Source organism: Desulfovibrio sp. SGI.102 (genome assembly GCF_050314315.1).
Lineage (GTDB): Bacteria > Desulfobacterota > Desulfovibrionia > Desulfovibrionales > Desulfovibrionaceae > Desulfovibrio.
Genome location: NZ_JBNPNC010000002.1, coordinates 84941 through 108490 on the forward strand (window position 1 = coordinate 84941; position 23550 = coordinate 108490).

The 23550-nt window shown below is 64.8% G+C and carries 22 protein-coding genes and 1 pseudogene; 11 read left to right on the plus strand and 12 right to left on the minus strand.

What is annotated here, in order from left to right:
* Positions 1-105: 105 nt before the first annotated feature.
* From ACQRCJ_RS01040 to rpmH, 9 genes are all read right to left on the minus strand, one after another.
* Entirely contained in the window at positions 106-1146 is a 1041-nt protein-coding gene (locus ACQRCJ_RS01040) for an RNA pseudouridine synthase (RefSeq protein ID WP_427799179.1), read from the minus strand.
* Complete coding sequence (locus ACQRCJ_RS01045) at positions 1146-2339, minus strand: GAK system CofD-like protein (RefSeq protein WP_297137697.1); 1194 nt, start codon at positions 2337-2339, stop codon at positions 1146-1148. The genes ACQRCJ_RS01040 and ACQRCJ_RS01045 overlap by 1 nt, the downstream gene beginning before the upstream one ends.
* Positions 2336-2941, minus strand: a complete 606-nt coding sequence (locus ACQRCJ_RS01050) for a 3'-5' exonuclease (RefSeq protein WP_006008009.1) — start codon at positions 2939-2941, stop codon at positions 2336-2338. Before ACQRCJ_RS01050 ends, ACQRCJ_RS01045 begins: the two co-directional genes overlap by 4 nt.
* Positions 2942-3017: 76 nt before the next feature.
* Positions 3018-4415 (minus strand): tRNA uridine-5-carboxymethylaminomethyl(34) synthesis GTPase MnmE, encoded by a 1398-nt coding sequence (gene mnmE, locus ACQRCJ_RS01055; RefSeq protein ID WP_204625865.1) that lies wholly within the window; start codon positions 4413-4415, stop codon positions 3018-3020.
* Positions 4415-5617 (minus strand): protein jag, encoded by a 1203-nt coding sequence (locus ACQRCJ_RS01060; RefSeq protein ID WP_303930832.1) that lies wholly within the window; start codon positions 5615-5617, stop codon positions 4415-4417. The genes mnmE and ACQRCJ_RS01060 overlap by 1 nt, the downstream gene beginning before the upstream one ends.
* A 101-nt stretch (positions 5618-5718) precedes the next feature.
* Entirely contained in the window at positions 5719-7368 is a 1650-nt protein-coding gene (gene yidC, locus ACQRCJ_RS01065) for a membrane protein insertase YidC (RefSeq protein WP_297137693.1), read from the minus strand.
* A 27-nt stretch (positions 7369-7395) separates the two neighbouring features.
* Positions 7396-7626, minus strand: a complete 231-nt coding sequence (gene yidD / locus ACQRCJ_RS01070; protein WP_006007998.1) for a membrane protein insertion efficiency factor YidD — start codon at positions 7624-7626, stop codon at positions 7396-7398.
* Positions 7627-7628: 2 nt separating this feature from the next.
* Positions 7629-8024 carry a ribonuclease P protein component gene (gene rnpA / locus ACQRCJ_RS01075; RefSeq protein WP_168935642.1) on the minus strand — a complete coding sequence of 132 codons (396 nt, stop codon included), beginning with the start codon at positions 8022-8024 and terminating at the stop codon, positions 7629-7631.
* A 42-nt stretch (positions 8025-8066) separates the two neighbouring features.
* On the minus strand, positions 8067-8201 hold the full coding sequence (rpmH, locus tag ACQRCJ_RS01080) for a 50S ribosomal protein L34 (protein WP_006007995.1): 135 nt from the start codon (positions 8199-8201) through the stop codon (positions 8067-8069).
* A 325-nt stretch (positions 8202-8526) separates the two neighbouring features.
* Between rpmH and thrB the strand changes: the two genes are divergently transcribed.
* The 4 genes and pseudogenes from thrB to ACQRCJ_RS01100 all read left to right on the plus strand — a co-directional run bounded on the left by thrB (position 8527) and on the right by ACQRCJ_RS01100 (position 11986).
* Positions 8527-9084: a homoserine kinase gene (thrB, locus tag ACQRCJ_RS01085; protein WP_168935641.1), complete on the plus strand. Its 558-nt coding sequence runs from the start codon at positions 8527-8529 to the stop codon at positions 9082-9084.
* A 321-nt stretch (positions 9085-9405) separates the two neighbouring features.
* Positions 9406-9864: pseudogene (locus ACQRCJ_RS01090) on the plus strand (MFS transporter); the annotation flags it as partial.
* Between the two features lie 85 nt (positions 9865-9949).
* Entirely contained in the window at positions 9950-10810 is an 861-nt protein-coding gene (locus tag ACQRCJ_RS01095) for a hypothetical protein (protein WP_427799185.1), read from the plus strand.
* A 63-nt stretch (positions 10811-10873) separates the two neighbouring features.
* Positions 10874-11986 (plus strand): HlyD family secretion protein, encoded by a 1113-nt coding sequence (locus ACQRCJ_RS01100; RefSeq protein ID WP_427799180.1) that lies wholly within the window; start codon positions 10874-10876, stop codon positions 11984-11986.
* A 294-nt stretch (positions 11987-12280) separates the two neighbouring features.
* Here the strand turns inward: ACQRCJ_RS01100 and ACQRCJ_RS01105 are convergent, their stop codons facing one another.
* Together ACQRCJ_RS01105 and ACQRCJ_RS01110 are read right to left on the minus strand one after the other, a co-directional pair.
* Positions 12281-12781, minus strand: a complete 501-nt coding sequence (locus ACQRCJ_RS01105) for a translation initiation factor 2 (protein ID WP_168935638.1) — start codon at positions 12779-12781, stop codon at positions 12281-12283.
* A gap of 73 nt (positions 12782-12854) precedes the next feature.
* Positions 12855-13850: an OmpA family protein gene (locus ACQRCJ_RS01110; RefSeq protein WP_168935637.1), complete on the minus strand. Its 996-nt coding sequence runs from the start codon at positions 13848-13850 to the stop codon at positions 12855-12857.
* A gap of 274 nt (positions 13851-14124) precedes the next feature.
* Here ACQRCJ_RS01110 and ACQRCJ_RS01115 point away from each other — a divergent pair, with 274 nt between their 5' ends.
* The 7 genes from ACQRCJ_RS01115 to ACQRCJ_RS01145 all read left to right on the plus strand — a co-directional run bounded on the left by ACQRCJ_RS01115 (position 14125) and on the right by ACQRCJ_RS01145 (position 22756).
* Positions 14125-14973, plus strand: a complete 849-nt coding sequence (locus tag ACQRCJ_RS01115; RefSeq protein WP_303955675.1) for a hypothetical protein — start codon at positions 14125-14127, stop codon at positions 14971-14973.
* A gap of 103 nt (positions 14974-15076) precedes the next feature.
* The gene (cbiE, locus tag ACQRCJ_RS01120) at positions 15077-16498 is read left to right on the plus strand and encodes a precorrin-6y C5,15-methyltransferase (decarboxylating) subunit CbiE (protein WP_418735065.1); all 1422 of its coding nucleotides are present in this window, start codon (positions 15077-15079) and stop codon (positions 16496-16498) included.
* 122 nt (positions 16499-16620) lie between these two features.
* Positions 16621-17373 (plus strand): precorrin-4 C(11)-methyltransferase, encoded by a 753-nt coding sequence (gene cobM, locus ACQRCJ_RS01125; RefSeq protein WP_427799181.1) that lies wholly within the window; start codon positions 16621-16623, stop codon positions 17371-17373.
* Between the two features lie 267 nt (positions 17374-17640).
* Positions 17641-18480 carry a sulfide/dihydroorotate dehydrogenase-like FAD/NAD-binding protein gene (locus tag ACQRCJ_RS01130; protein ID WP_040369795.1) on the plus strand — a complete coding sequence of 280 codons (840 nt, stop codon included), beginning with the start codon at positions 17641-17643 and terminating at the stop codon, positions 18478-18480.
* Positions 18470-19885 (plus strand): NADPH-dependent glutamate synthase, encoded by a 1416-nt coding sequence (gene gltA, locus ACQRCJ_RS01135; protein WP_204625875.1) that lies wholly within the window; start codon positions 18470-18472, stop codon positions 19883-19885. The genes ACQRCJ_RS01130 and gltA overlap by 11 nt, the downstream gene beginning before the upstream one ends.
* A gap of 150 nt (positions 19886-20035) precedes the next feature.
* Positions 20036-20863, plus strand: a complete 828-nt coding sequence (locus ACQRCJ_RS01140) for a histidinol-phosphatase (RefSeq protein ID WP_303994875.1) — start codon at positions 20036-20038, stop codon at positions 20861-20863.
* A 417-nt stretch (positions 20864-21280) separates the two neighbouring features.
* Entirely contained in the window at positions 21281-22756 is a 1476-nt protein-coding gene (locus tag ACQRCJ_RS01145; protein ID WP_303933693.1) for an ATP-binding cassette domain-containing protein, read from the plus strand.
* A 206-nt stretch (positions 22757-22962) separates the two neighbouring features.
* On the opposite strand, the gene ACQRCJ_RS01150 is transcribed toward ACQRCJ_RS01145, so the two are convergent.
* A partial coding sequence (locus ACQRCJ_RS01150) for a methyltransferase domain-containing protein (RefSeq protein ID WP_427799182.1) occupies positions 22963-23550 on the minus strand: 588 nt, incomplete at its 5' end.

Genomic DNA, 23550 nt, shown 5'->3' on the forward strand with positions numbered 1-23550 from the left:
CCCTGACTTCATTCCTTATCGTGTACGCCCGGTATGCGTGTTTCCGGGCGGGTACCGCCTTTTGTTACAATAGATAATGATATCTGTTTATCATCTTTGCAGTGATTATACGGTGTCCATGAAATCGTTTTCAAGCCATTTCCGGCCTGCGGCTGCGATTTCCCCTTCCGGCAGCCAGGCAGGCGGCAGCAGCCAGCGGGCCTCCGACAGATGCAAGGCGCCGTGGTGCAGAAAAAAATATCCCTGCCCGTCTTCTGAGGACTGCGGCAGGGAGGAAGCATACAGGCCATCCAGCCACAAGGCATGGCCCAGAGCGGCGGCATGGGCCCGGATCTGGTGCCGGGCGCCCCGATGGATGGTACAGCCCGCCAGGGTCAGACTGTCGGGCAAAGAGGGGACGGACAAAGAAAAGCGTCGGCACAGTTCGCGGGCGAAATCACGGCAGGACTCGCCCTGCCAGCGGTACAGGGGCCGGAACCAGGTCCAGCGGGTGGCATCAGCGGTCTCGGCATCCAGCACACGGACCACACGGCGCTGCGCCATATCCAGGGCCCGGCGCACGCAGGCCTCCTGCTCCAGACAACCGGACAGCAGGGCCAGGTAACCTTTGCAGCACCGCCCCCCGGCTTCGGCCTGGCGAAAATCCTGCACCGTGGCGTCCAGGCCGTCCGCATCATCCGCCACGGCGGCACAGACGATACCCGACGTCCGGGCATCCAGGCGTTGCAGCAGGGCCCAGGCCGGAGGGACGGCGCCCTCGGGCCACAGCGAAGGGATGGCGGCCTCAAGGCTGCGGCCGCTGCCCCCGGCCAGACTGACGCTGTGCCAGCCTGCGGGTTTGAAAAAAGCCTGCCAGCGCCCCTGACGGGAAAGCGCACGGGGAGCTTCTCCACCGGCAGCAGGATCAGGAAAAACTTCCGGGAGAGCCGGGGAAAGGCTGATACTGTCGCCCTGACGGACACGGTAGGCGGCGGGGGCCTGCCGGCCGTTGACCCGCACCCGCCCTTCTTCCAGCAGGCGCCGACGGCCGCGCAGGCCGGGCACAGGCTGACCCAGGGCCTCCAGTACCACGGCCAGGGCCGCGTCCAGCCGCTGGCCGGCAAGGGCGGCATCGGCCACATGACAGTCTTGGTGCAGGGCGTCCATCAGGCATCCTCTTCCGGGATCGCGGCCGTCCCCGCTTCCGGGGCATGCTCACGGGCACGCAGCTCTTCCACCAGTTCCAGCAGGGCCACGGAGGCACGTTCGGGATCGTGATGCTGCGGATCGTCGGGGCAGACCATCTCCCTGTCCACCACCTCGATGCCGCGCCGTTCCAGCTCCTTCCATTCGATGCCGCCGGGATAGCGGCCGTGGCGACTGTCCAGCAGCACGGCATGCAGCAGGTCGCCGGGGCCCGCCTGCGGCGCGTCCTGCTGCAGATGACGCAGCAGCATGTCCACCTGGGCGGTGAGGGTCAGGCCCTGGGCCTCGGTATCCTTGCCGGAATTGGGGATGTAGATCTTGGGGCAGCGCGCCGCGGCCACGGCACGGCCCACGCCGTCGGGCAGCAGATTGGAGAGCACGCTGGTGTAGAAACTGCCCATGGGATAGCAGATGGCCCCGGCGCTTTGCAGATAGGTGGCCGCCGTGGCCGACAGGGGCGGACGGCAGGGCGTGAGGGCCGTGGAGGTGCGCCCCGGTTCGTGGACCGTGAGGTAGAGGCGCCGTACCGGCTGGGTCAGGCGGCAGAAGTGGTGCTGCCCCACCAGGACGGAGCCGTCGGCCAGCTCGGCAGCCAGATGCAGACAGGCATTGACGATGGGCAGGACCACGCCGCGCACCTGCAAAAGACGGCTGAACAGGCTCAGCACCGGCGTGAAATTGCGCTGGAAATGCAGATAGCCCCCGGCAAGCAGCAGGTTGCCCATGCTGGCTTTCTGGGGGCGAAAATCATCGGGCATGCGCTCCAGGAAATAGCCCAGATGCACCCGCATCACATCGGCCATGACCGACGGCAGAGGACGCCAGCAGGGATGCCCGGCGCTGCCCATGGCGCGCAGACGGGCGCGCAGGGCCTCGGAATCTCCCTCCGCGGGCAGGCGCATCTCCCAGAAGTCCAGCACGCTCTGCGGGATCATGCTGTCTGCCAGGGCGGCCAGACGGTTGCGGATGTCCCCCACGGCGGGCAGGGCAAAAGCTTCGCGCAGGGCGGCGGAACTGCCGCCCGAATCGAAGGGCGTCACCAGATGGACGGAATTGTGGGTGTAACGGGTAAGACTGCGACTCAGGCCCCTGAGGGCCGTACCGCCGGTGAAGAAGACCAGCCGGGGACCAAGGGCGGGCAGGAGGACGCTCACGCCGCTTCTCCGGTCATGCCCAGTTCGCGCATCCTGAGGTAGATGGCGCGGCCGATCCAGGCATCGGTGGCAGCGTAGATGACCTGGCGCTTGCTCAGCTCCATGACGCTCCAGTTGGAACACTGGGGCCCCTTGGAGATGCGCTGCCCGAACAGGTTGGCGGCCAGGGTGCGCAGGCCCTGCGTGGTCAGCTGATGGGCCCGGGCCACCATGCCCAGATCCACCATGCCCGCAGGCTTGAAAGGATACAGACGGGCCAGCTCGCGCATGTCGTCGCCGATGGCCACCCCGGCCTTGATGACCGCGGGGTCGGCCAGCAGGCCCGCCAGTTCGGGCCCGAAAGGCCACCAGGAAAGCTGCACCAGATACACGGCCCGGGCCGTGGCCAGCTGCACCAGGGAAGGGGTGTTGACCCGGCCCTTGCGGAAGGAAGGACGGGTCTCGGTATCGAAGCCCAGCACCTGTTCCTGCTGCAGATCCGGCAGGGCTTTTTCCCAGTCTTCCAGACTGCGCACCAGATGGATGGGCCCTTCGTAATGGCACAGGGGCAGGGCGTTGATTTCGTCGCTGCTCAGGCGGCGACGCAGACTTTCCAGATTCATGCCGTTCGGGGGTTTGTGTCCTAAGGGAGGTACCGCGTACCTGCGGTACGCGCATACCTGCACCTTATAACACAAATCACTTGCCGATGCAAAAGCTTGAAAAGACGCGATTCAAGACCTCTTCCGGGCTGTCCAGGCCGGTGACCTCGCCCAGCAGGGCCGCCGCGGCGTCCAGACGGACGGAACAGCAGTCATAAGGACTGCCTGCGGCGATGTCCGCCAGCAGGGCATCCAGCTCGTGCAGGGCACGTTCCAGCACCAGCGACTGGCGGGCGTTGGGGGCCAGCCCGTCGGAGGGCGGCGTATGGCTGCCGTCGTCCAGCAGCAGGGCCCGCAGACGGCGGGCCAGGGTATCCACGTTGTGACCGGTGCTGGCGCTGATGCGCACGCAGGGACGGCCATGGCCCCAGACAGGCGGCCAGACGGCGGGCTCGGCCAGGTCCACCTTGTTCCAGACCAGCAGCACGGGGATGTCGCCGGCCTGTTCCAGCACTTCGCGCACGGCCTCGTCGGGACAGATGTCGGCAGCGGCCCCGGCAGGGCCCAGACGGCCGCCGTCCACCAGCAGCAGGATGGCGTCGGCCTGACGCACCTTCTGGCGGCTCAGGGCCACGCCCATCTCTTCCACGCTCTCGTCGGTCTCGCGCAGGCCCGCCGTATCGGTCAGGCGCACGGGCAGGCCGTCCAGCTGGCAGCTTTCCTCAAGGAAATCGCGCGTGGTGCCGGGGATGTCCGTGACCAAGGCGCGGTTGCGGCCCAGCAGGGCATTGAGCAGACTGGACTTGCCCGCATTGACGGCACCGGCCAGAACCACCACGGCGCCCTGCTGCATGACCTGCGCACGGCGCTGGCCGGTCAGCAGACCGCGCACGGCGGCGGCCACGTCCTCCACAACGGCGGCGAAGGCTTCGGGGGCGAGGCATTCCACCTCTTCGTCGGGAAAGTCCACGGCCAGGCTCATCTGCACGCGCAGCTCTTCCAGACGCCGGCGCAGGGCCGTGACCTTGCGGCCCAGCAGGCCGTCCAGACGGTTGAGGCTGTAACGCAGGGCCTCGCGCGAAGGCGCGGCGATGAGTTCGGCCACAGCCTCGGCCTGGCTCAGGTCCATGCGGCCGTTGACGAAGGCCCGGCGCGAGAACTCGCCCCGCTCCGCGGCCCGTGCCCCCAGACGCAGGGCCGTTTCCAGGATGGCCTGCACGATGAAGGGGCCGCCGTGGCAATGGATCTCGGCCACGTCCTCCCCGGTGAAGGTGCGCGGGCCGGGCATGAACACGGCCAGCACATCGTCCAGCGGCGCGCCTTCATGGTCCAGGGCGCGCCCGCGGTGCAGCACCCAGGGCCGGAAGCCCGAGAACTTTGCCGACGCGGGGCTGAACATGCGGGAAAGGATCTCCCGGGACTGCGGCCCGGAGATGCGGACGATGCCGATGCCCCCCGCACCGGGAGCCGTGGCTATGGCGGCGATGGTAGGCATCAGGAACGCTCGGGACGGCGGCGCATGATGACGACCCGCTTCATGGGCCCATCACCGGAACTGCGGGTCTGCACTTCCTCGGCATCCTGCAGGCAAAGATGCACGATGCGGCGATGATAGGAGCTGAGCGGACGGGTGGAATAGGAGCGGCCGGTCTGGCGCACCTTTTCGGCCAGGGCCAGGGCCATCTCGCGCAGCTTCTCGTCCTGGCGCTGGCGGTAGCGCCCGGCATCCAGCTGCACGCGCACGGCGGCGTTCATGCCGCGCGAGACCACGCGCGAAGCCAGATACTGCAGGGAGGCCAGGGTCTGGCCCTCGCGCCCGATGAGCAGGCCGGAATCTTCCTCACAGTCCACGGCCACGCGCACACGGCCGTCGGCCACGGTCACTTCCAGCGTCACTTCCTCGCCCACGATGGGGCGGACGAGCTGGCGCACGGCTTCCTTGGTCAGGGCTTCGAGACGCTGGGGGTCCAGTTCCTCCACAGGGGTGAAGGGCAGGCTCTCCTCCACTTCGTCCAGCACGTCTTCGGTGTTCTCCACAGGCGCGGGCACGGCCGGGGCCTGCGGACGCTGGCGACGGCGGCCTTCGCCCTCACCGCGCACGGAAGGACGGGGACGGGCACGGCGGCCCTCGCCGCGGCGGTTGCCGGCTTCAGGAGCCGCATTTTCGGCAGGGGCTTCCTCGGCCGGGGCTTCGGCCGCAGCGGCGGCACGGGCCTGGTCACGGCCACGACCGCGGCCACGGGGCTGGCGGGCGTTCTCGGCGGGTTTTTCCTGCCGTTCGGCCTTTTCGCTCTTCTCAGCCTTCTCGTCCTTGCGGGCGGGCCGTTCTTCAGCAGGAGCGGCCTCCTTGCGCGCCTCTTCCGGGGCGGGCGCGGCCGGAGCGGCCACGCTTTCCTCGCGGGCGGCAGGGGACACCTTTTCGGCAGGGCGACGGGGCGCTTCCTCACGGCCCAGGGACGGCCGTTCCAGCCGGACATCGCAGCGCTTCTTGCCGAGGACGCTTTCCACGGCTTCGCGCAGAGCGGCACGGCGCGCACGGATCTTGGCCTTGCGGGCCCCCACGATACCAAAAATGCCGCTCTTGGCGTCCTGAACTATCTCAATCTCCAGCTTTTCGCGGGCGGCATTGTAATAGCTGCAGGCCTCCTGAATGGCGGCATCCAGATTCTTACCCTGAAACTCTTTGAATCCGTCCATAAACTCTCCCAAAAGGGGCGGCAGCGGGGAGACCCCGCTGCCACCACATATGGACTCTTTTCCGTGTCGCAAGACCGCTCACGCGGTCATGGGCCGTGACCCTACTGGGCCAGCAGCTTGCTTCTGCGGCCCATCCGCCACTGCTGGGCAATGGACAGGATGTTGTTGACCAGCCAGTACACCACCAGACCGGAAGGGAAGCTCAGGAACAGGGCGGTGAAGACGATGGGCAGGAACATCATGATCTTCTGCTGCGTGGGATCGGTGGCCGGCGGGCTCATCTTCTGCTGCAGGAACATGGTGATGCCCATGATGATGGGCGTGATGTAATAGGGGTCCTTGGAGGACAGGTCAGCCAGCCAGATCAGGTCCGTGCCGGGCAGATAGGTGATGAAGGGCGCGTGACGCAGCTCGATGGAGGTCAGCAGCGCCTGATACAGACCAAAGAACACGGGCAGCTGCACCAGGATGGGCACACAGCCGCTGGCGGGGTTGACGCCGTAGGTCTTGTACAGGGCCATGACTTCCTTGTTCATGGCTTCCTTGTCGTCCTTATACTTTTCGCGGATGTTGGCCATCATGGGCTGGAGCTTCTTCATCTTTTCCATGGAAGAGTAGCTCTTGGCCGTCAGGGGCCAGAACACGGCCTTGATGACGATAGTCAGCATGATGATGGAAAGGCCCCAGTTGTGGGTGTACTGCTGGAAGAATTCCAGCAGCCACAGCAGGCCCTTGGCGATGATGCTGAACATGCCCAGGTCCACGCTGAGGGCCAGCTGGTCGGACACGGCGGCCAGCATCTTGCGCTCCTTGGGACCCATCCAGTAGGAAACTTCGAGGGTGGTCTCCTGGCCGGGGGCCACCACCACTTCCTTGGGCTCCAGGGCCACGCGGTAGACGCTGCCCTGCATGCGGCCCACCATGCGGGCCTCATCGGCGTCACCGGGCATGACGGCGGACAGGAAGTAGGTGCTCATGGGGCCGGCCCAGTAGAGCTTGCCGCTGGCTTCCACGCCTTCCTTGGTCAGCTTGTCGGTGGAGGTCTCTTCGCCCAGCGAACCGCCGTTGTCCCAGGCCACGCGCATGGCGTCGTAGTTGGTGTTGGCGGCATTGCTGGTGTCGGCGGCCACGGTGTAGCGCACGCGCACGCTGCGGGTGTCGGCGCCCAGGGTGGCCAGGCTCACCTTTTCGGAGATCAGGTAATTTTCGGAATTGAAGGTCAGTTCACGGGTCACGCGCAGGTTGTCGACCTCGCCCACCAGGCGGACGACGCCCTTGCCGCCTTCAGCCACGGTCACACCGCTGTCGGACTCCAGGGCCCACTTGCCGGTGCTCCACGAAGGCTGACCGTTGATGACCAGACCCAGAGGCGCCACAGCGGCGGTCTGGGGATCCACCATATTGATGCGGGGAGAATCCTCGTCCAGGCCGGAGGTGTACTTTTTGAGCTCGAAGGAGCGCAGCACACCGCCGCCGGAATGCAGCACGGCCTTGTACAGGGGGGCGTCCACCGTCACGTCCACGCCGGGGGCGGGAGTGAAGGCAGGCAGGGGCTCGGCCTGGGCCTTCTGCTTGGCTTCGGCTTCAGCCTGGGCCTTCTGGGCCTGCTCGGCCTGGGCAGCCTCCATCTTGGCTATCTCGGCCGGATCGGGTTTGACCACCCAACCCATATAGTCGGCCAGATAGCTCCAGCCGACGACCACGAGCAGACACAGGACAATTGCCATGATAAGATTTTTGCCGTCTTGCATGCGGGGAGGTACTCCATGAAGCAGAGACTACGGGTGACGCCGCGCAGGGGGCACGGGATCATATCCCGAGCCGCCCCAGGGATGGCAGCGGGCCAGACGACGCAAGGCCAGCCAGCCGCCGCGCAATACGCCGTGGGTCATGATGGCTTCCAGGGCGTAGGCGGAACATGTGGGGTAAAAACGACAGGCAGGGGGCAGGACCGGAGAGATGAACAGCTGGTAGAAGCGGATGGGCAGGACGAAGAGACGGCGCAGCATGGCTAGTCCCTGTTCCGGCCGCCGTTGTTCCTGGCCGGGTGCAGGCCCGGCAGGCGCTGCAGCAGCGGCAGCAGCTGGGCGTTGACGCGGTCCTGGCTCAGGTCCGCCGCGCCGGTGTGCTTTTTGGCCACAGCGACGATATCCAGATGTTCGGGCAAAAGTGCCCGGTGCAGGCGAAAGAATTCCCGCAGCAGACGTTTGACCCGGTTGCGCGTGACCGCTTTGCCCACCTTGCGGGATACAGCCATGCCCATACGCGTACAGGCCCCGTTTTCGCGGGGCCGTACAAAAACAAGGAAATGCTCCGTATGGTAACGCCTGCCCCGCTCGTAGCACGCGGAATACTCCGCTTGTTTGCGGATGCGGCTCTGGCGGGGCAGAAAAAGGCGTTCGGCCATGATGGCTCGCTTCTGGGATCGCGGGGCGCAGCCCCCAATCGACTAGGCGCTCAGATGCTTGCGACCCTTGGCGCGACGACGGCGCAGGATGGCGCGGCCGCTGGGGGTGGCCATGCGGGCGCGGAAACCGTGGGTGCGGGCTCTTCTGACTTTACTGGGCTGGTATGTTCTCTTCATTGCTCTAGCTCCTTGCGTGTGGCTGCGGCGACGGACAGCAGGCCAAGTGGCCCGGCGCGAGTTTTGCGCGACATAAGCGGGAAGGCTTGCCCGTGCCCGCAGCACTGTCGCTGCACGGAATACGCCTTGCAGCCTGTAAATTTGAAAGGGTTACATACACGGCATAAGGCCCGCCGTCAAGGCTTGTTCACCATCCCCGGGCGGGACAATGAACAAAAAAACGCCGGCGGGACCGCTCCCTACCTGTCGGTAAAGGCCTTTTGCGCCTTGACAGGATGTGCCTGCGACGGCACAATTTTTATTTCATTATCACCAAGGAGACCGCATGTCCACGCCAGAACATCTGCTGCCCCCGCCGCCCGCCTGTCCCTGTGTGGTCCTCATCGGCATGGCCGGCGCGGGAAAATCCACTGTGGGCATGGCCCTGGCCCAGACCCTGGGCTGGGCCTTCATGGACAGCGACTATCTTATGGAAGCCCTGTACGCCGACCGCCTGCAGTCCGTCACCGACGCCCTGAGCAAGGAGGCCTTCCTGGATCTGGAAGCCGTGGTCCTGGGCTCCATCCGCGTCCAGCGCACGGTCATCGCCACGGGCGGCAGCGCCGTCTACCGGCCGCAGGCCATGGCACATCTGGCCACTCTGGGGCCCGTGGTCTTCCTGGACGTACCCCTGGAGACCATCGAAGAGCGCATCGCCCGCAATCCCGACCGCGGCCTGGCCATCGCCCCGGGGCAGACCCTGGCCGACATTTTTTATGAGCGCGAGGCCCTCTACAACCACTACGCCACCCTGCGCTGTGACGCTCGCCAGAAGACGCCCCAGCAGTGTGCCCGCTGGATCGCCGAGCATCTGCCTCCCCTGCCCGGCCTGCCCACGGCCTGATCCTCTTTGCCGCTTTTCGCGGCCATCCCCGCATGACGGGCCTCCGCCTTTCCGGGCGGAGGCTTTTTTATGCCCTTTTCCCATGACCGGGATGGCGCATTGCGCCCCGGCCTGCCGCCAACGTCCTCCACGGGTTGATGACACTTTCCGCTTGACATTTTTCCGGACGCATGTTTCCGATGTATCATCGGTCAATAGGCACTTTTATCTGCAAAAAGCCTTTTAGACCCCTGTAAAGATATGGATACACGCAAACATCTTCTTCCTCCACTGAGCGGAAGTCAGGCTGGTATACTTGTTGCCATCTGTCTTGCCGCAGCTATGACGACCTTTCATGGCCGTCTTCTTATCTCATCGCTGCCTAATTTGCGTGGTATATGGGGATTATCTTATGATGAAGGCTCCGTCATAAGTACAGTTGCATCAGCATCACAGCTCATCCTCGCACCCATACTGCCCTTTTTCCTGACAGCGCTGGGCCTGCGGCGTCTGCTCCTGCCGCTTTCCCTCGGCTTCGTCTGCGTCGCTTTCTGCATCCCCTCCATCTCCGGCTACGAGAACCTGCTCGTGGCCCACGCCCTCATGGGGCTGCTCATCGGCTCCTTCGTGACGGCCACCATACAGATCATGCTCAAGCATCTGCCGCCGCCGTGGTGGGTGGTGGTGCTGGCTTTTTTCACCTTCCGTGTCTCCCTGGGCATCAATTCCGGCGTCTCGCTGGGGGCCTTTTATCTGGAATATATGGGCTGGCAATGGATCTACTGGCAGTCCGGGCTCATCATGTTCGTCTATTTCGTCCTGCTCCAGCGCCATCTGCCCCCGGATACGCATCAGGGAGCTGCTGCACAAGCCGGACTATTCCGGCATGGCCTTCTATTGCCTGAGCGCCGTCCTCATCTATGCCGGGCTGGATCAGGGCGAACGCCTGGGCTGGTTCGATTCCGGCATCATCACGGTGTTCCTGGCCGGCGGTATCGTCAGCTTCCTCCTTTTCCTCGCCAACGAGGCGCTGGTGGAACGCCCCTGGGCCCCGCCCCGGCTGTTCGCGGACTTCAACATCATCATGTCCGTGGGCATGGTCATCATCTATATATTCATCCTGTCCGCCAATTCCCTGCTCATCACCCTGTTCCTGGACACGATGCACGATCTGCGGCCCCTGCAAAGCGGCCTGCCCCTGCTGCTGGTGGCCCTGCTGCAGCTGCTGGCCACGCCCTTCTGCGCCTTTCTGGTGCTCAAGGCGGACACGCGCCTGCTCTGCGCCACGGGCGTCCTGCTCATGGGGCTGGCCTGCTATCAGGGCACCTTCATCACCGCTGACTGGGTGGCCGCCGACTTTTTCCCCATGGCCATCCTGTTCGCCATCGGACACCCGCTGGTCTTCCTTTCCCTGATGGCCTTCTGCATGGCCTGCTTCACGGCCAAGACCGCCGTGGGACTGCTGGCCTATATCCAGGTCTCGCGCATCTCCACGCCCATCGCGGGCAATGCCCTGTTCCTGCTGCTCATCCGGCAGCGGGAGGATCTGTACTTCAGCCAGACAGGCAGCCGCCTGACCGGAGACGCCCCGGCCGTGGCCCGTTTTCTGGACAGCGGCGGCTCGCTGGACCAGCTCGGACAACAGTTGCAGACCGATGCCTTCATCCTGGGGATCAACGATGTCTTTGCCCTCTGCGTCTGCATCGCTCTGGGCACCATGCTGCTGCTGGCCTTCGTCAAGGCATGAAACCAACGCCGGTCAGCCCCGTGGATCTGGGCACGCCGGGAAACTGAACGCACGGGGACCGTCATGAACAGCCTCAAACCCGGTTTTGCCGACGAACTGCTGAAGCTGGCCCTGTATGACCGCCTGCTGGCCCTTTTCCGGCTCTCGCCGTGGATCATCCTGGGCATGCTGCTGCTCGTCATCCTTTTCTTCCTGCTGAACTTCAACCGGCTGGAGAGCGGCAAGCGCATCCAGGAGACGGACAATGCCTATACCCAGCTCGACCGCGTAGTGCTGGAGGCCAAGGTCAACGGCTATGTGGCCCAGGTGGGCTTTGGCGATTTCCAGCAGGTGAAGGCCGGGGACGTGCTCCTGCGCGTGCAGGATGCCGACTACCGGGTCCGCACGGATCAGGCCCGGGCCGTCAGGGACAAGAGCGCCGCCAATCTGGAGCGTCTTGATCTGGAGATAGGTTTGCAGGAGGCCTGCATCCGGCAGGCCCGCGTGGCTGCGGAAAATGCGGCGGCACGTCTCGATCTGGCCAGCCGCGAGAACGCCCGCGTGCAGAAGCTCTTCAAATGCAACGCCGTCTCCACCCGTGAGGCGGACTCGGCCGAGATCAACCTGCGCACGGCCCAGCACAGCCACCGCGAGGCCCTGGCCGAAGTCCGGGTACAGGAGCGCAAGCTCGAACTGCAAAAGGCGGACAGGCAGCTGCGCGAGGCTGACCTCCGGGCCGCGGAAGCCCAGTTGCAGAGCGCCCTCATCGACCTGGGGCACACCATCATCACCGCCCCGGGCAACAGACACACCGGTGCCCGCAAGATACAGGTGGGTGATCTGGTGAGGGAAGGCATGCAGGTTGTCTCCCTGGTGCTGGACATGCCCCCCTACATCGTGGCCAATTACAAGGAGACCCAGATAGGCAACATCCGGGCTGGGCAGCCCGTGGAGATCCTCATCGACACCTTCCCCGGCCACACCTTCAAGGGTCATGTGGAGAGCATCTCCCCCGCCACCGGGGCCACCTTTTCCCTGCTGCCCAAGGACACCTCGTCCGGCAACTTCACCAAGGTCGTCCAGCGCATCCCGGTGCGCATCGCCTTCGAGCCCGGGCAGGAGCGCCTGCCGGAGATCCGCTCCGGCATGTCGGTCATCACCCGCATCGACACCGGCAGCGCGCAGACGGGAGCCTGAGCCGGCAACGAGCCGAGGGCGGTACGGGATGCATCGGCAAAAAACGGCTGGCCTCCTCCGCCCCTCCCGGCGCGGACGCCCCCTTGCGGCCCGCCTGCACGTGCTGCCGGCCTCTTTCCCCAGACTTCCTGCCCTCAAGTTTTGCCGGAATTCCACGGCCCAGACGCTTCCCGCGGCCCGAGGTAGCCGCGCCAAAGCGGCTGCCTGCCGGCCGCAGGATGCCCCACAGCCCAGAAAAAAGCCCCCTTCCCGTGCAGGGAAGAGGGCTGTGGCATCAGACAGGCTGCGGCAGGACTAGTACTGCCACTTCTTGCCGTCGTGACGGATCATTTCATTGAGATTGCGGGTCTTGATCTTTTCGCAGGGAGCGGAAAGGGCAGCGCTCTTGCTGGCACCGCGACATTCATAGACATGCTCGGAATAGCGGATGAAGCCCACATAACCACGGGCGCCCTTGCGCACTTCGGTGGTCAGGCTGTCGGTATCCACTTCCACATAGGTGGCCACGTATTCCTTGCCCACCTTGCGCACTTCCTTGTGGGCCTTGGAGGGCATCACCGTGCGGGAAGCACGGCCCACCAGGCTCTGGCCGGTCTTGTACAGATCGGCTTCCAGTTTGGACTGGGACACGGGGGCCGCCTTGGCCGGAGCCTTTTCAGGGGCTTTGGCGGTTTCGGTGGCGGCTTCTTCAGCAGGGGCGGCCGTAGCCGGGCTGGAGCCTTCGTCCCCGCCGAACAGGGCGCAGCCGCCGCACAACAGACTGGTCAGCAGGCTGACTGCCAGGATTTTTTTCATCTGTCATCACTCCTTAATGGAAAACCCGGCGTTTCCGCCGGGTTTTGTTAGAAGGGGGAAAAGGGGGCGTCGTTTAGTCGAAGGAGATCTCCGTACGACGGTTCATGTAGCGGCCTTCTTCGCTGTCGTTGCTGTACTTGAAGGACTTGCCCTTGCCGATGGCGGTCATGCGGCTGGCGGGCACGCCCTGCTTGGCCAGGTAGCCCTTAACGGCTTCGGCGCGGTTCTTGGACAGCTTGGCGTTGTAGGCGTCGGTACCACGGGAGTCGGTCCAGCCGGTCAGCACGATCTTGGTGTTGGGCTTGGACTTGATGAGGCCGGCGGCTTCGTCCAGGATGCCCATGGCCTTGCTGTCCAGGGCATAGGAGTCAAAAGCGAAGTTGACGCCGCGCAGCACGATCACGGTTTCTTCCTGGCAGAACACGGCCAGCACGAAGCGTTCCACTTCGGCGTCGCTGGTGGCCAGGTCTTCAGCGCGAACCAGCACGGAGGCGGGGTTCATGCCGGCAATGGCCTTGACGGTGGCTTCGCCCTGGGGGGTGTCGGCCAGGGAGATCACGTGGATGACCATGTTACGCTGGGTGGCGTACACCTGACGGGCCACTTCCACCAGATCCATACCGCGGTTGTTGTCGCCGTCGGTCACCAGGATCAGGGCAGCGCTGCGTTCCATGGAGCTCAGGAAGGGCTCGTAGGTCTGCAGGCCGTCGCCCATGTTAGTCATGCGGCCGAAGGTGGCAAAGCCGCTGCGCAGGGTGTTGATACCGCTATCCATGGCGGCGCGGTTCCAGGGGCCCTGTTCGATGACGGTGCCGTTAGGAGCGATGGTATGCAGGCCACCCTTGAAGTCCAGGGCGGGGATGGCGGCGTTGACGCGCTTCAGGGCGATCTTGGCCACTTCGATCTTGTCCTGCTTCATTTTGTCATTCTTCATCATCATGGAGCCGGAGTAGTCCACGACGAAGTCGAAGCTGTTGACCTTCTTGCTGCAGACAGGAGCGGCCACGGCAGCCACGGCGAAGCTCAGAAGAACCGCGGCGGTAAGGGCCAGCAGGCGGAAAGATTTCATGATGCCTCCCAAAAAAGTTATTGTTTTGCCTGCAACATGCCAGGCAATATGCGCCAGCTACCTTTTGCCTTTATTGGAAAGGGTATTGACACCTTTAAAAATTAGCGCGTTTCGCAGCAAAGGGCAAGCGTTCTTTCTTTCAGCGCCCCTCCCGTGCCGCGGCTCCCGGCAGGCCACGGAGCGACCCGGCAGCGCCGATGTCCGCCGGGGATGCCCGGTGGCTGGACAGTCGGGCCCGCCTGTAGCATACTGAATAGATACAAAAGGATGGGTTATGCCAGCACTCGATTTTTCCAAATGGAGCCCCGGCGGCAACACGACGATCTTTTTCCCTGCCGCGGGCCTGGATGCGGCCCGGCAGGCGGAGCTGGCCCGGCAGGCCATGCGTCCTGACAGCCTGGGGGCGGAACAGGCCGGTTTCGTCTCTGTGGAGGAACGCCGCCTGCGCATGGCGGGCGGTGAGTTCTGCGTCAACGCCACACGGGCCTTCGGCGCCCTGCTGGCCTTCCGCGAGAGCGCCTCGCCCGAGGCCACGCTCCAGGGCATCGCCCGCCAGAAGCTGACCAACGAGCACCGCTATGAGGTGCAGGTCTCCGGCTGGCAGAGCCCCATCCGGCTCCAGGTACGCGGCACCTCTCCCCACTGGCAGGTGCGCGCCGAGCTACAATTGCTGCCCTGCCCCATCACCCACCCGGAACAGGGCATCCATCTGGTGCGCCTGCCCGGCATCTGCCATCTGCTGCTGGACGGTGAGGTGCACATGCAGCCCGAGGACTGCATCGCCGCCTCGCGCATGTTGCGCCGCCAGTACGGCATGACCGGCGAAGTGGCCAGCGGCGTCATCTGGTGGGGCCGCCGCGCGGGCATGCTGGACATGCTGCCCGTGGTCCACGTGCGCGATGCCCACACCACCTGCATCGAGAATGCCTGCGGGTCCGGCGCCCTGGCCCTGGCCCTGCTGCTGGCCGCCAAGGGCAACCGCAAGCCTTTGGACATCATGCAGCCCGGCGGCAGCTCCCTGCATGTCCACATCCCCGACGATGACCAGGGCAAGGCCTTCATCGACGGTCCTGTGGACCTCGTGGCCCGCGGCCGCGTCTGGCTGCCCGACGCCCAGGCCTGATCTTTTCAGGGCGGCCGTCTGCCGGGCTCGCGCCCGGTCGCTGCGGCTGCCCTTTTTTGCGCGCTCCGCGCGTCCTGTCCCGTTCCTTTCCAACCAGAGATACATGAAACAGCAGAACCTCCTCCCCGGCATCAGCCTGCCCGCTCCCCGTCCTTCCCGTCCGGCCGATACCCCGCCGGCACCGTCCCCGGCCGCTCCGGCCGTACCCGATACGGATACCTGGTCCCCGCAGGAGAGCCTGCTGCACTCCGCCTTCGTTTTCGAACCTGCCGGTACGGCGGCCGAGCCCGTGCTGGTCCTGGGCCTGGATTGCGCCCTGCCCCTGCGCGAGGGCCTTTCGCCCGCCCGGCTGCACCTCATCGAACAGGCCGACGTCCTGTGTGGCGGCCGTCGCCTGCTGGCGGCCTTCGACGACCTCCCCGCCCGTCAGCTTCCCCTGACCGCGCCGCTGGAACCGGTGCTGGCCCGCATCAGCCACCTGCGCGCCGGCGGCAAAAAAGTTGTCGTGCTGGCCGACGGCGATCCCCTGTTCTACGGCATCGGCACTACGCTCCTGCGCCAGCTGGGCCCCGAAGCCGTGCGCATCCTGCCCGGGGTCAGCTCCCTGCAGCAGGCCTGCGCCCGTCTGGGCCTGCCCTGGCATGACGTCATCTGCCTTTCCCTGCACGGCCGCGACGATCTGACGCCCCTCCATGCGGCCATCCACCGGCAGCGGCCCATCAGCCTGCTCACCGATGCCCGCATGACGCCCGACCTGCTGGCCCGCCATCTGCTGGACAGGGGCGTGGACTGGTTCGCCATGCATGTTTTTGAAAACATGGGGAGCGACGGGGAAAAGGAACATCATTTCACCCTGGAAGAAGCCGCCGCGGCCCTCTTCGGGGCTGTCTGTACCGTGCTGCTGACGCCCGCGGGCGAGATGCGCCGTCCGCATCCCGGCCTGCTGCCCGCCGAACTGCGGCACGAGGACGGCCTGCTGACCAAGCCCGCCGTGCGTGCCGCCGCCCTGGCCCTGTTGCGGCCCGAGCCCCGGCATACGGTCTGGGATCTGGGCGCCGGCTCCGGTTCCGTGGCGCTGGAGGCGGCCTGCCTGGCCCACGAAGGCCGCGTGGTGGCCGTGGAGCGGACCCCTTCCCGCGCTCTGGACATCCAGGAGAACCGCCGCCGCTTCGGGGCCGCCTCGGTGGACGTCTGTCTGGGTACGGTGCCCCAGTGCCTGCCGCGCCTGCCTGACCCGCACCGGGTCTTCATCGGCGGCGGTCTTTCCGGCGACGGGGCCCACAACCTGCTGGAACAGGTCTGCCGTCGCCTGCTGCCCGGCGGACGGCTGGTGGTGAGCTGCATCTTGCTGGACACGCTGGCCCGCTGCCGTGCCTTCTTCGAGGGCCTAGGCTGGCCCGCCGAGGTGATGCAGATACAGTCCGCCCAGTCCCGGCCACTGGGGCAGGACATTTTCCTGGCCGCCGCCAACCCTGTTTTCCTGCTGGCTGTGGACAAGCCCGAACAGGAGAAGGACGAAGACTAGAGAAGGACATTGGGGGCGTATATTTATGGAGGAGGCAGCCCTCCTTCTGGACGCCGTTCCCCCGGCATGACATTACGGGGACGCGGGGCGGAGACAACAGGCCCCGCCTACTGGAGGAGACTATGGAAAAGCAGCCAGGCATGGTCAGTTTCGTCGGCGCGGGTCCCGGTGACCCGGAACTGCTCACCCTCAAGGGGAAACGCCTCATCGAAGAGGCGGCCCTGCTGCTCTATGCCGGTTCCATGATCCCGCCCGCCCTGCTGGATCTGGCATCGCCCCGGGCCAGCGTCATCGACGCCGCCCCGCTGGATCTGGAGGAATGCCATTCCCTCATGCTCCAGTTCGCCCGTGCCGGTCAGCCCGTGGTGCATCTGCATACCGGCGACCCCGCCGTCTACAGCGCCCTGCGCGAACAGCTGGCCCTGCTGGACAGGGACGGCATCCCCTGGCAGGTGGTGCCCGGCATCACGGCCGCCAGCGCCGCCGCTGCCGCTGCCGGATGCAGCTTTACCGTGCCCGGCGCCACCCAGAGCCTGATCATGACCCGCATGCCCGGCCGTACGCCCATGCCCGAACAGGAGGCCCTGCGCCATCTGGCCAGGCACGGCACCACGCTGGCCGTCTACCTTTCCGCCATGCAGGCCCGAGCCATGCAGGAGGAACTGGAACAGTCCCTGCCCGCCGCCACGCCCGTCATCTGCGCCTTCCGCCTAGGCTGGCCCGACCAGCAGCTCATCCGCACCCGCCTCGACCTGCTGGCCGAGACCATCGAAAAGAACGGCCTCTCCCGCCAGACCGTGGTCCTCGTCCTGCCCGGCGAGGGGGAAGACGCCCCGCTACCGCGCACCTGCGGGCCGCACACCGATCATGACTGACGCGCCCGGGGAAAGTGCCCCGGGCCTTTCCCGGATCATTCCTCTTTTAGTCTTCCTTCCCATCCGTCACCAGCCAGGCACGGCAGCGTGCTATGGCCGCCTCCCTGCCCAGCCTGCGTGGCATACGTCGAGGGTACCCATGCCCCACGCCCACAGGACGCCCCGCTTTTCACAATTCCTCATTTCATACCGCAATGCTTGCAAGCGGCAAAAAGCTTGGGTAAGCTGGCACTTTCCATTATCCCGCAGCAGGAGTGCAGGAACATCATGCCAACCCCCATTCTGGAAAAAGAAAGCCTCATCCCGGGCAAGACCAGCAAACTGGTGCTGCATGCGCCGGCCATTGCCAGCCACGCCCGGCCCGGTCATTTCGTCATGCTGCGCATGAGCCCCACGGGCGAGCGCATCCCCCTGACCATCGCCGATACGGATGCCGAAAAGGGCACCATCACCATCGTCTATCTGGTCATGGGCAAGAGTACGGCCATCCTTGAAGACCTCAAGGCCGGCGACGAGATCCTGGACGTTTGCGGCCCCCTGGGCAAGCCCACCCACATCGAGAAAAAGGGCACCGTCATCTGCGTGGGCGGCGGTACCGGCATTGCCGCCATGCACCACATCGCCAAGGGCCATTCGCGCATCGGCAACAAGGTCGTGGGCATCATCGGCGCCCGCAACAAGGACCTGCTCCTGTTCGAAAAGGAACTGGCCAGCTTCGTGGACGAGCTGCTCATCTCCACCGACGACGGCAGCTACGGTCACAAGGGCCTGGTCACCGACCTGCTCCGCGACCGCCTGGAATCCGACAAGGACGTCTTTGAAGTGGTGGCCGTGGGTCCCGTGCCCATGATGGCCGCCGTGGCCAACACCACCCGTCCCTACGGCGTGCACACCACCGTCAGCCTCAACCCCATCATGGTGGACGGCATCGGCATGTGCGGCGCCTGCCGCGTGACCGTGGACGGCAAGACCAAGTTCGCCTGTGTGGACGGCCCCGAATTCGACGGCCACAAGGTGGACTTCGACGAACTGCGCCGCCGTCTGGGCGCCTACCGCGATCAGGAAAAGGTCTCCATCGACCAGTACAGGAGCACCCATGGAAACTAAGCCCAAAAAGACCATTGCTCCGCGCGTGGACATGCCCTGCCAGCCCGCGGACGTGCGCGCTCATAATTTCGACGAAGTGGCCACCGGCTACACCAAAGAGATGGCCATGCAGGAAGCCTCCCGCTGCCTGCAGTGCAAAAAGCCCCTCTGCATGAAGGGCTGCCCCGTGGAAGTGCCCATCCGCGACTTCATCGCCGAAGTGGCCCGCGGCAACTTCGACGCCGCCTACCGCATCATCAAGACCACCAACAGCCTGCCTGCCGTGTGCGGCCGCGTCTGCCCGCAGGAACACCAGTGCGAAGGCAAGTGCATCCTCAACGCCAAGGGCCAGCCCATCGCCATCGGCCGCCTGGAACGCTTCGTGGCCGATACCTACATCGCCACCAGCGCCTGTGAACAGGTGACCGGCACCAATTCCTGTGCCATGCCCGTCAAGGGCAAGAAGGTGGCCTGCATCGGCTCCGGTCCTTCCTCCCTGACCTGTGCGGGCGTCTGCGCCGCCAACGGCCTCAAGGTGGATGTGTTCGAAGCCCTGCACGAGCCCGGCGGCGTGCTCATCTACGGCATCCCCTCCTTCCGTCTGCCCAAGAACGTGGTGGCCACCGAAGTGGACGGCCTGCGCCGTTCTGGTGTGGACTTCCACCTCAACAGCGTGGGCGGCCGCACCTTCACCGTGGACGAACTGCGCAAGGAATATGACGCGGTCTTCATCGGCGTGGGCGCCGGTCTGCCGGTCTTCCTGGGCGTGCCCGGCGAAAACCTGGTGGGCGTGTTCTCCGCCAACGAATACCTGACCCGTGTGAACCTGGGCCGCGCCTATGCCTTCCCCGAACAGGACACCCCCGCCTACCTCGGCAAGCATGTGACCGTGTTCGGTGCCGGTAACGTGGCCATGGACGCCGCCCGCACCGCCCTGCGCATGGGCGCGGAAAGCGTGCATATCGTCTACCGCCGCACCAAGGCCGAGATGCCCGCCCGCCGCGAGGAAGTGGAACATGCGGAGGAAGAAGGCGTGAAGTTCGAGATGCTGGCCTCCCCCGTGAAGTTCAACGGGGACGCCGAGATGAAGCTCACGTCCGTGACCCTGCAGAAGATGGAACTGGGCGAGCCCGACGCCTCCGGCCGTCGCCGCCCCGTGCCCGTGGAAGGCGCCACCTACGAACTGGCCACCGACCTGGCCATCGTGGCCCTGGGCACCCGTTCCAACCCCATCCTGCTGGAAGCCACCGAAGGCCTGGAAAAGACCGAACGCGGCTACATCAAGGTGGATGAAGCCACGGGCGAGACCTCGTTGCCCAACGTCTTCGCCGGCGGCGACATCGTCACCGGCGCGGCCACGGTCATCCTGGCCATGGGCGCCGGACGCCGGGCCGGTCAGGAGATCTGCCGCCGTCTGCTCGGCTAATCGGCCATAGCGTCAGCACATCACGGGGAGGGTCCGCCCTCCCCGTTTTTTTCCCTCGGGCCCTGCCCCCATCTCAGCGCGTCCGCGACCTGCCGTCATCACGGCCATCCCGTCTGTCCCTGACAGGCCGGGGCGCTCCCGGAGACCATCATGATCACCGCCGACCTCCACAGCCATACCCGTTATTCCCACGGCGCCAGCACGCCCCAGGAGATGTACGCCGCCGCCTGCACGGCCGGGCTCAAACTGCTGGGCTTCACCGAACATTCCCCGCGTCCGCTGGGCTTCGACTATACCAACGAATACCGCGAACAGCTGAGCCGCTTCATGCCCACCTATGCCCGCGAGGTCTGCGAGCTGCGCGACAGCGCCGCTCCCGATGCCTGTCAGGTGCTGTTCGGCATGGAGATGGACTGGCTGGAAGGGCAGGCGGACTTTGCCCGCCAGGCCTGCACCGCCTATGATTTCGACTATCTGCTGGGCAGCGTGCATTTCATCGGTCACTGGGGCTTCGACGACCAGGCCTCGGACTGGGACATCCTTTCGCAGGAAGAGTGCGAGCGGAACTATGTGCGTTACTTCCAGAGCTGGCGCGAGATGATCGCCTCGGGCATGTTCCAGATCGCCGCCCACCCCGACCTCATCAAGATCTTCTCCGTGGACCGCTTCCACATCTGGCTCAACAAGCCCGGCAGCCTCGACATCATCCGCACGGCCCTCACCGAGCTGCGCGATGCGGGCATGGCCATGGAGATCTCGTCCGCCGGGCTGCGCAAGCCCTGCCACGAGATCTACCCCTGCGCACCCATCATGCAGCTGGCCGCCGAGCTCCGCGTGCCCGTGACCTTCGCCTCCGACGCCCACATCACCACCGACGTGGCCTTTGCCTTCCCTCGCCTGGAAAGCTACGCCCGCGCCTTTGGTTTCACCCAGAGCGTCTGGTACAAGCAGGGCCGGCAGTACGTGCTGCCGCTATAGGAAAGAACACGGCGCCCGGATATTTTGAGGAGGGAAAGGGAGATCTTCTCCGCTGCCGATGCCCGTGACGCCGCTCCGGCGCTGACGGGCACGGCCCTGCGGGCCGCCATCCGGCCGTTGCCCGCACGGGAAGGATGCCCCTTTCCCCAGTCGCCCTCTTCCCGGCGCGCTTTATCCCAAAGATGGCGCGCGGGAGGGCCCGGGCTTTCCTCCAGCCCGGATTTCCCGGTCACCCTCGGGCAAGGCCGCTCCCCCATATCCCCAGTCGATGACCCGTCCGTCTCCGGTCTCCCTGGGCCCGACGGCTACAGGCCCCGCCCGGTCGCGTACATATGTTTTCAGGCTGTCCTTCGGACAGTTCTCCATCTCTCAGCGGTCCGCAGGACGGATGCGTACCGCCAGTTTTACGAGCCTCTCATGGAAACCCAGTCTCCCCTCCTTCCCGGCAGTCCCCTGGTGGACATCGAAGACCTGAGCCTGTTCCTGCCCGGCGATGCCCGGCAGAAAATGATCCTGCACCACATCGACTGGCATCTGTGCCGCGGCGAGCACCACTTGCTGCTGGGCCACAACGGTGCCGGCAAGACCACGCTCATGCGCCTCATGCACGGCCTGCTCTGGCCGGCGGAAGGCCGCATCGTCTGGCACACCAGCGAAGGCGAGGAGACCTCGCCCATCGCGGGCCGTGCCGTCAGCGCCCTGGTCTCGCCCGACCAGCAGGAGAACTACCAGCGCCAGCGCTGGTACATCACCGGCCGGGAACTGCTGCTCACGGCATTCGAAGATACCCCCCTGCTCTACACCAACACTTCCGAGCAGCGTCACGCGCAGGTGGAAGACATGGCCCGGCGTCTGCGCGCCCTGGACCTGCTGGACAGGATGGTGCCGGAAGTCTCGCAGGGCCAGCTCCGCCTGCTCCTGCTGGGCCGGGCCCTGGTCCGGCAGCCCGACCTGCTCCTGCTGGACGAATGCAGCGACGGTCTTGATGCCGACCACAGCCGCCGCTTCTACGAAGTGCTGGACAGCGTGCGCGAGCACTGTACGGTCATCATGAGCAGCCACCGCCCGGAACAGGTGCCGGACTGGTGCCGCAAGACGCGCGTCATCCATCAGGGCCGTCTGCTGGCCCCGGGAAGCGCTCTGCCGCCGCAGGAAGGCGAATATGAGGACATCAGCCTGGCCGGAGCCGTGACGTCCGCCCCGGAACCCTCCGCCCCGCTGCTGGACGTGCGCCATGCCACGGTCTTCATCGACGGGCAGGAGATCTTGCACGATGTGGACTGGACACTGCGCAAGGGCGAACACTGGCGCATCGAGGGCGAGAACGGCTCGGGCAAGTCCACCTTCCTGCGTCTGCTGGCCGGGGACGAATTCGTGGCCGTGGGCGGTACGCTGGTGCGTCATCTGCCCCATCACGGCGGCGAGACCGTGCTGCTGGAAGAGATCCGCAAGGGCGTGCGTCTGGTCTCCGACCTCTCCCAGGCCCTTTACGGCTACAGCATCACGGCGCTGGAACTGGTCTGTACCGGCCTGGAGAACACCGTGGGCGTCTACCGCGACTACAGCAAGGCCGAGCAGGAGCAGGCCCGCCGCGTCATGCGCGAACTGGGCGTGGGCCATCTGGCGGACCGCTCCATCCGCCTGCTCTCCACCGGACAGCTGCGCCGCCTGTTCCTGGCCCGCGCCCTCATGGGCGAACCGGACATCCTGCTTCTGGACGAGCCCTGCTCCGCCCTGGATGAAGACTCCCGCCGCCAGTATCTGGATCTGCTGGACCAGCTGGCCGCCCGCGGCATCTCGCTGGTCTTCGTTTCCCACTTCGAAGGCGACGCGCCGTCCTGTATCAACCGCCGGGCGCGCATGCATCAGGGTCGGCTGGAGATTTTGGCATAGGGGCACACGGGGGAGGGGACCCCTTTTGCTCGCGGCAAAAAGGGGTTCCCTCCCCGTCCCCCTCCTTCCCCAAAACCCGCCTACAAAAAAGCCCCGCACAGTGCGGGGCTTTTTTGTAGGAACCATGTCACCAGACGACCGGGGCGCCCTGTACAGATACCGCATCGCATAGGACATCGTTTGTGAACACCCTGAGCTTGTAATAATTAGAGTGAGACCTTGAAGTTCGTCTCCAGATGGGCCTTAGAAGGGTAATCGAGAAAAGAACGTTGATAAGATTTTTCCTTTACCAATAAAAAGAAAATCGAAAAAGAAAGCGTTGGGAAACAGGAAGAGAGAAACTTGGATGCTCTTGGGGGAAAAGGATAGAATTGGCTTCCAGAAAATTTTTTTAACGAATAGCCACCAGGGAAACACTCTGAGATGAACTGCAACAAATCGCCTTTTGAAAAACACCGAACATGTGCAGAACAACTTTTTGCTTGTGTAGGTTGCTTCCCAAAAAGTAATCCAACTCTGTTATGTAAAGAGGCAACATTTGGAACACCAATAATGAGGCTTCCCCCAACTTTAAGAACTCTCGTTATTTCATGAAATATCCAAAATAATTCCTTTGTATGTTCCAAAAATTGGTTACATATACATAAGGATATACTTTCATCAGCAAATGGAAGCCTCTCGGATTCGATATTAATTTTGTGGGTCTCGATATTCTTTGACTTAAGTTTTTCTATATTTTCAGGAAGAAATTCAAGATCATACAGCTTTGCCTGAGGAAATGCCTCATGTATGAA

Excerpts from the sequence above, each read along its gene's own strand:
- ACQRCJ_RS01105 (WP_168935638.1), bottom strand. The coding sequence starts at position 12,781 with ATGAAAAAAATCCTGGCAGTCAGCCTGCTGACCAGTCTGTTGTGCGGC.
- ACQRCJ_RS01130 (WP_040369795.1), top strand. The coding sequence starts at position 17,641 with ATGCCAACCCCCATTCTGGAAAAAGAAAGCCTCATCCCGGGCAAGACC.
- ACQRCJ_RS01060 (WP_303930832.1), bottom strand. The coding sequence starts at position 5,617 with ATGGACGGATTCAAAGAGTTTCAGGGTAAGAATCTGGATGCCGCCATT.
- yidD (WP_006007998.1), bottom strand. The coding sequence starts at position 7,626 with ATGCTGCGCCGTCTCTTCGTCCTGCCCATCCGCTTCTACCAGCTGTTC.
- gltA (WP_204625875.1), top strand. The coding sequence starts at position 18,470 with ATGGAAACTAAGCCCAAAAAGACCATTGCTCCGCGCGTGGACATGCCC.
- ACQRCJ_RS01145 (WP_303933693.1), top strand. The coding sequence starts at position 21,281 with ATGGAAACCCAGTCTCCCCTCCTTCCCGGCAGTCCCCTGGTGGACATC.
- yidC (WP_297137693.1), bottom strand. The coding sequence starts at position 7,368 with ATGCAAGACGGCAAAAATCTTATCATGGCAATTGTCCTGTGTCTGCTC.
- ACQRCJ_RS01095 (WP_427799185.1), top strand. The coding sequence starts at position 9,950 with ATGGCCTTCTATTGCCTGAGCGCCGTCCTCATCTATGCCGGGCTGGAT.
- thrB (WP_168935641.1), top strand. The coding sequence starts at position 8,527 with ATGTCCACGCCAGAACATCTGCTGCCCCCGCCGCCCGCCTGTCCCTGT.
- ACQRCJ_RS01050 (WP_006008009.1), bottom strand. The coding sequence starts at position 2,941 with ATGAATCTGGAAAGTCTGCGTCGCCGCCTGAGCAGCGACGAAATCAAC.
- ACQRCJ_RS01140 (WP_303994875.1), top strand. The coding sequence starts at position 20,036 with ATGATCACCGCCGACCTCCACAGCCATACCCGTTATTCCCACGGCGCC.
- ACQRCJ_RS01040 (WP_427799179.1), bottom strand. The coding sequence starts at position 1,146 with ATGGACGCCCTGCACCAAGACTGTCATGTGGCCGATGCCGCCCTTGCC.
- rnpA (WP_168935642.1), bottom strand. The coding sequence starts at position 8,024 with ATGGCCGAACGCCTTTTTCTGCCCCGCCAGAGCCGCATCCGCAAACAA.
- rpmH (WP_006007995.1), bottom strand. The coding sequence starts at position 8,201 with ATGAAGAGAACATACCAGCCCAGTAAAGTCAGAAGAGCCCGCACCCAC.
- cbiE (WP_418735065.1), top strand. The coding sequence starts at position 15,077 with ATGAAACAGCAGAACCTCCTCCCCGGCATCAGCCTGCCCGCTCCCCGT.
- ACQRCJ_RS01115 (WP_303955675.1), top strand. The coding sequence starts at position 14,125 with ATGCCAGCACTCGATTTTTCCAAATGGAGCCCCGGCGGCAACACGACG.
- cobM (WP_427799181.1), top strand. The coding sequence starts at position 16,621 with ATGGAAAAGCAGCCAGGCATGGTCAGTTTCGTCGGCGCGGGTCCCGGT.
- mnmE (WP_204625865.1), bottom strand. The coding sequence starts at position 4,415 with ATGCCTACCATCGCCGCCATAGCCACGGCTCCCGGTGCGGGGGGCATC.
- ACQRCJ_RS01100 (WP_427799180.1), top strand. The coding sequence starts at position 10,874 with ATGAACAGCCTCAAACCCGGTTTTGCCGACGAACTGCTGAAGCTGGCC.
- ACQRCJ_RS01110 (WP_168935637.1), bottom strand. The coding sequence starts at position 13,850 with ATGAAATCTTTCCGCCTGCTGGCCCTTACCGCCGCGGTTCTTCTGAGC.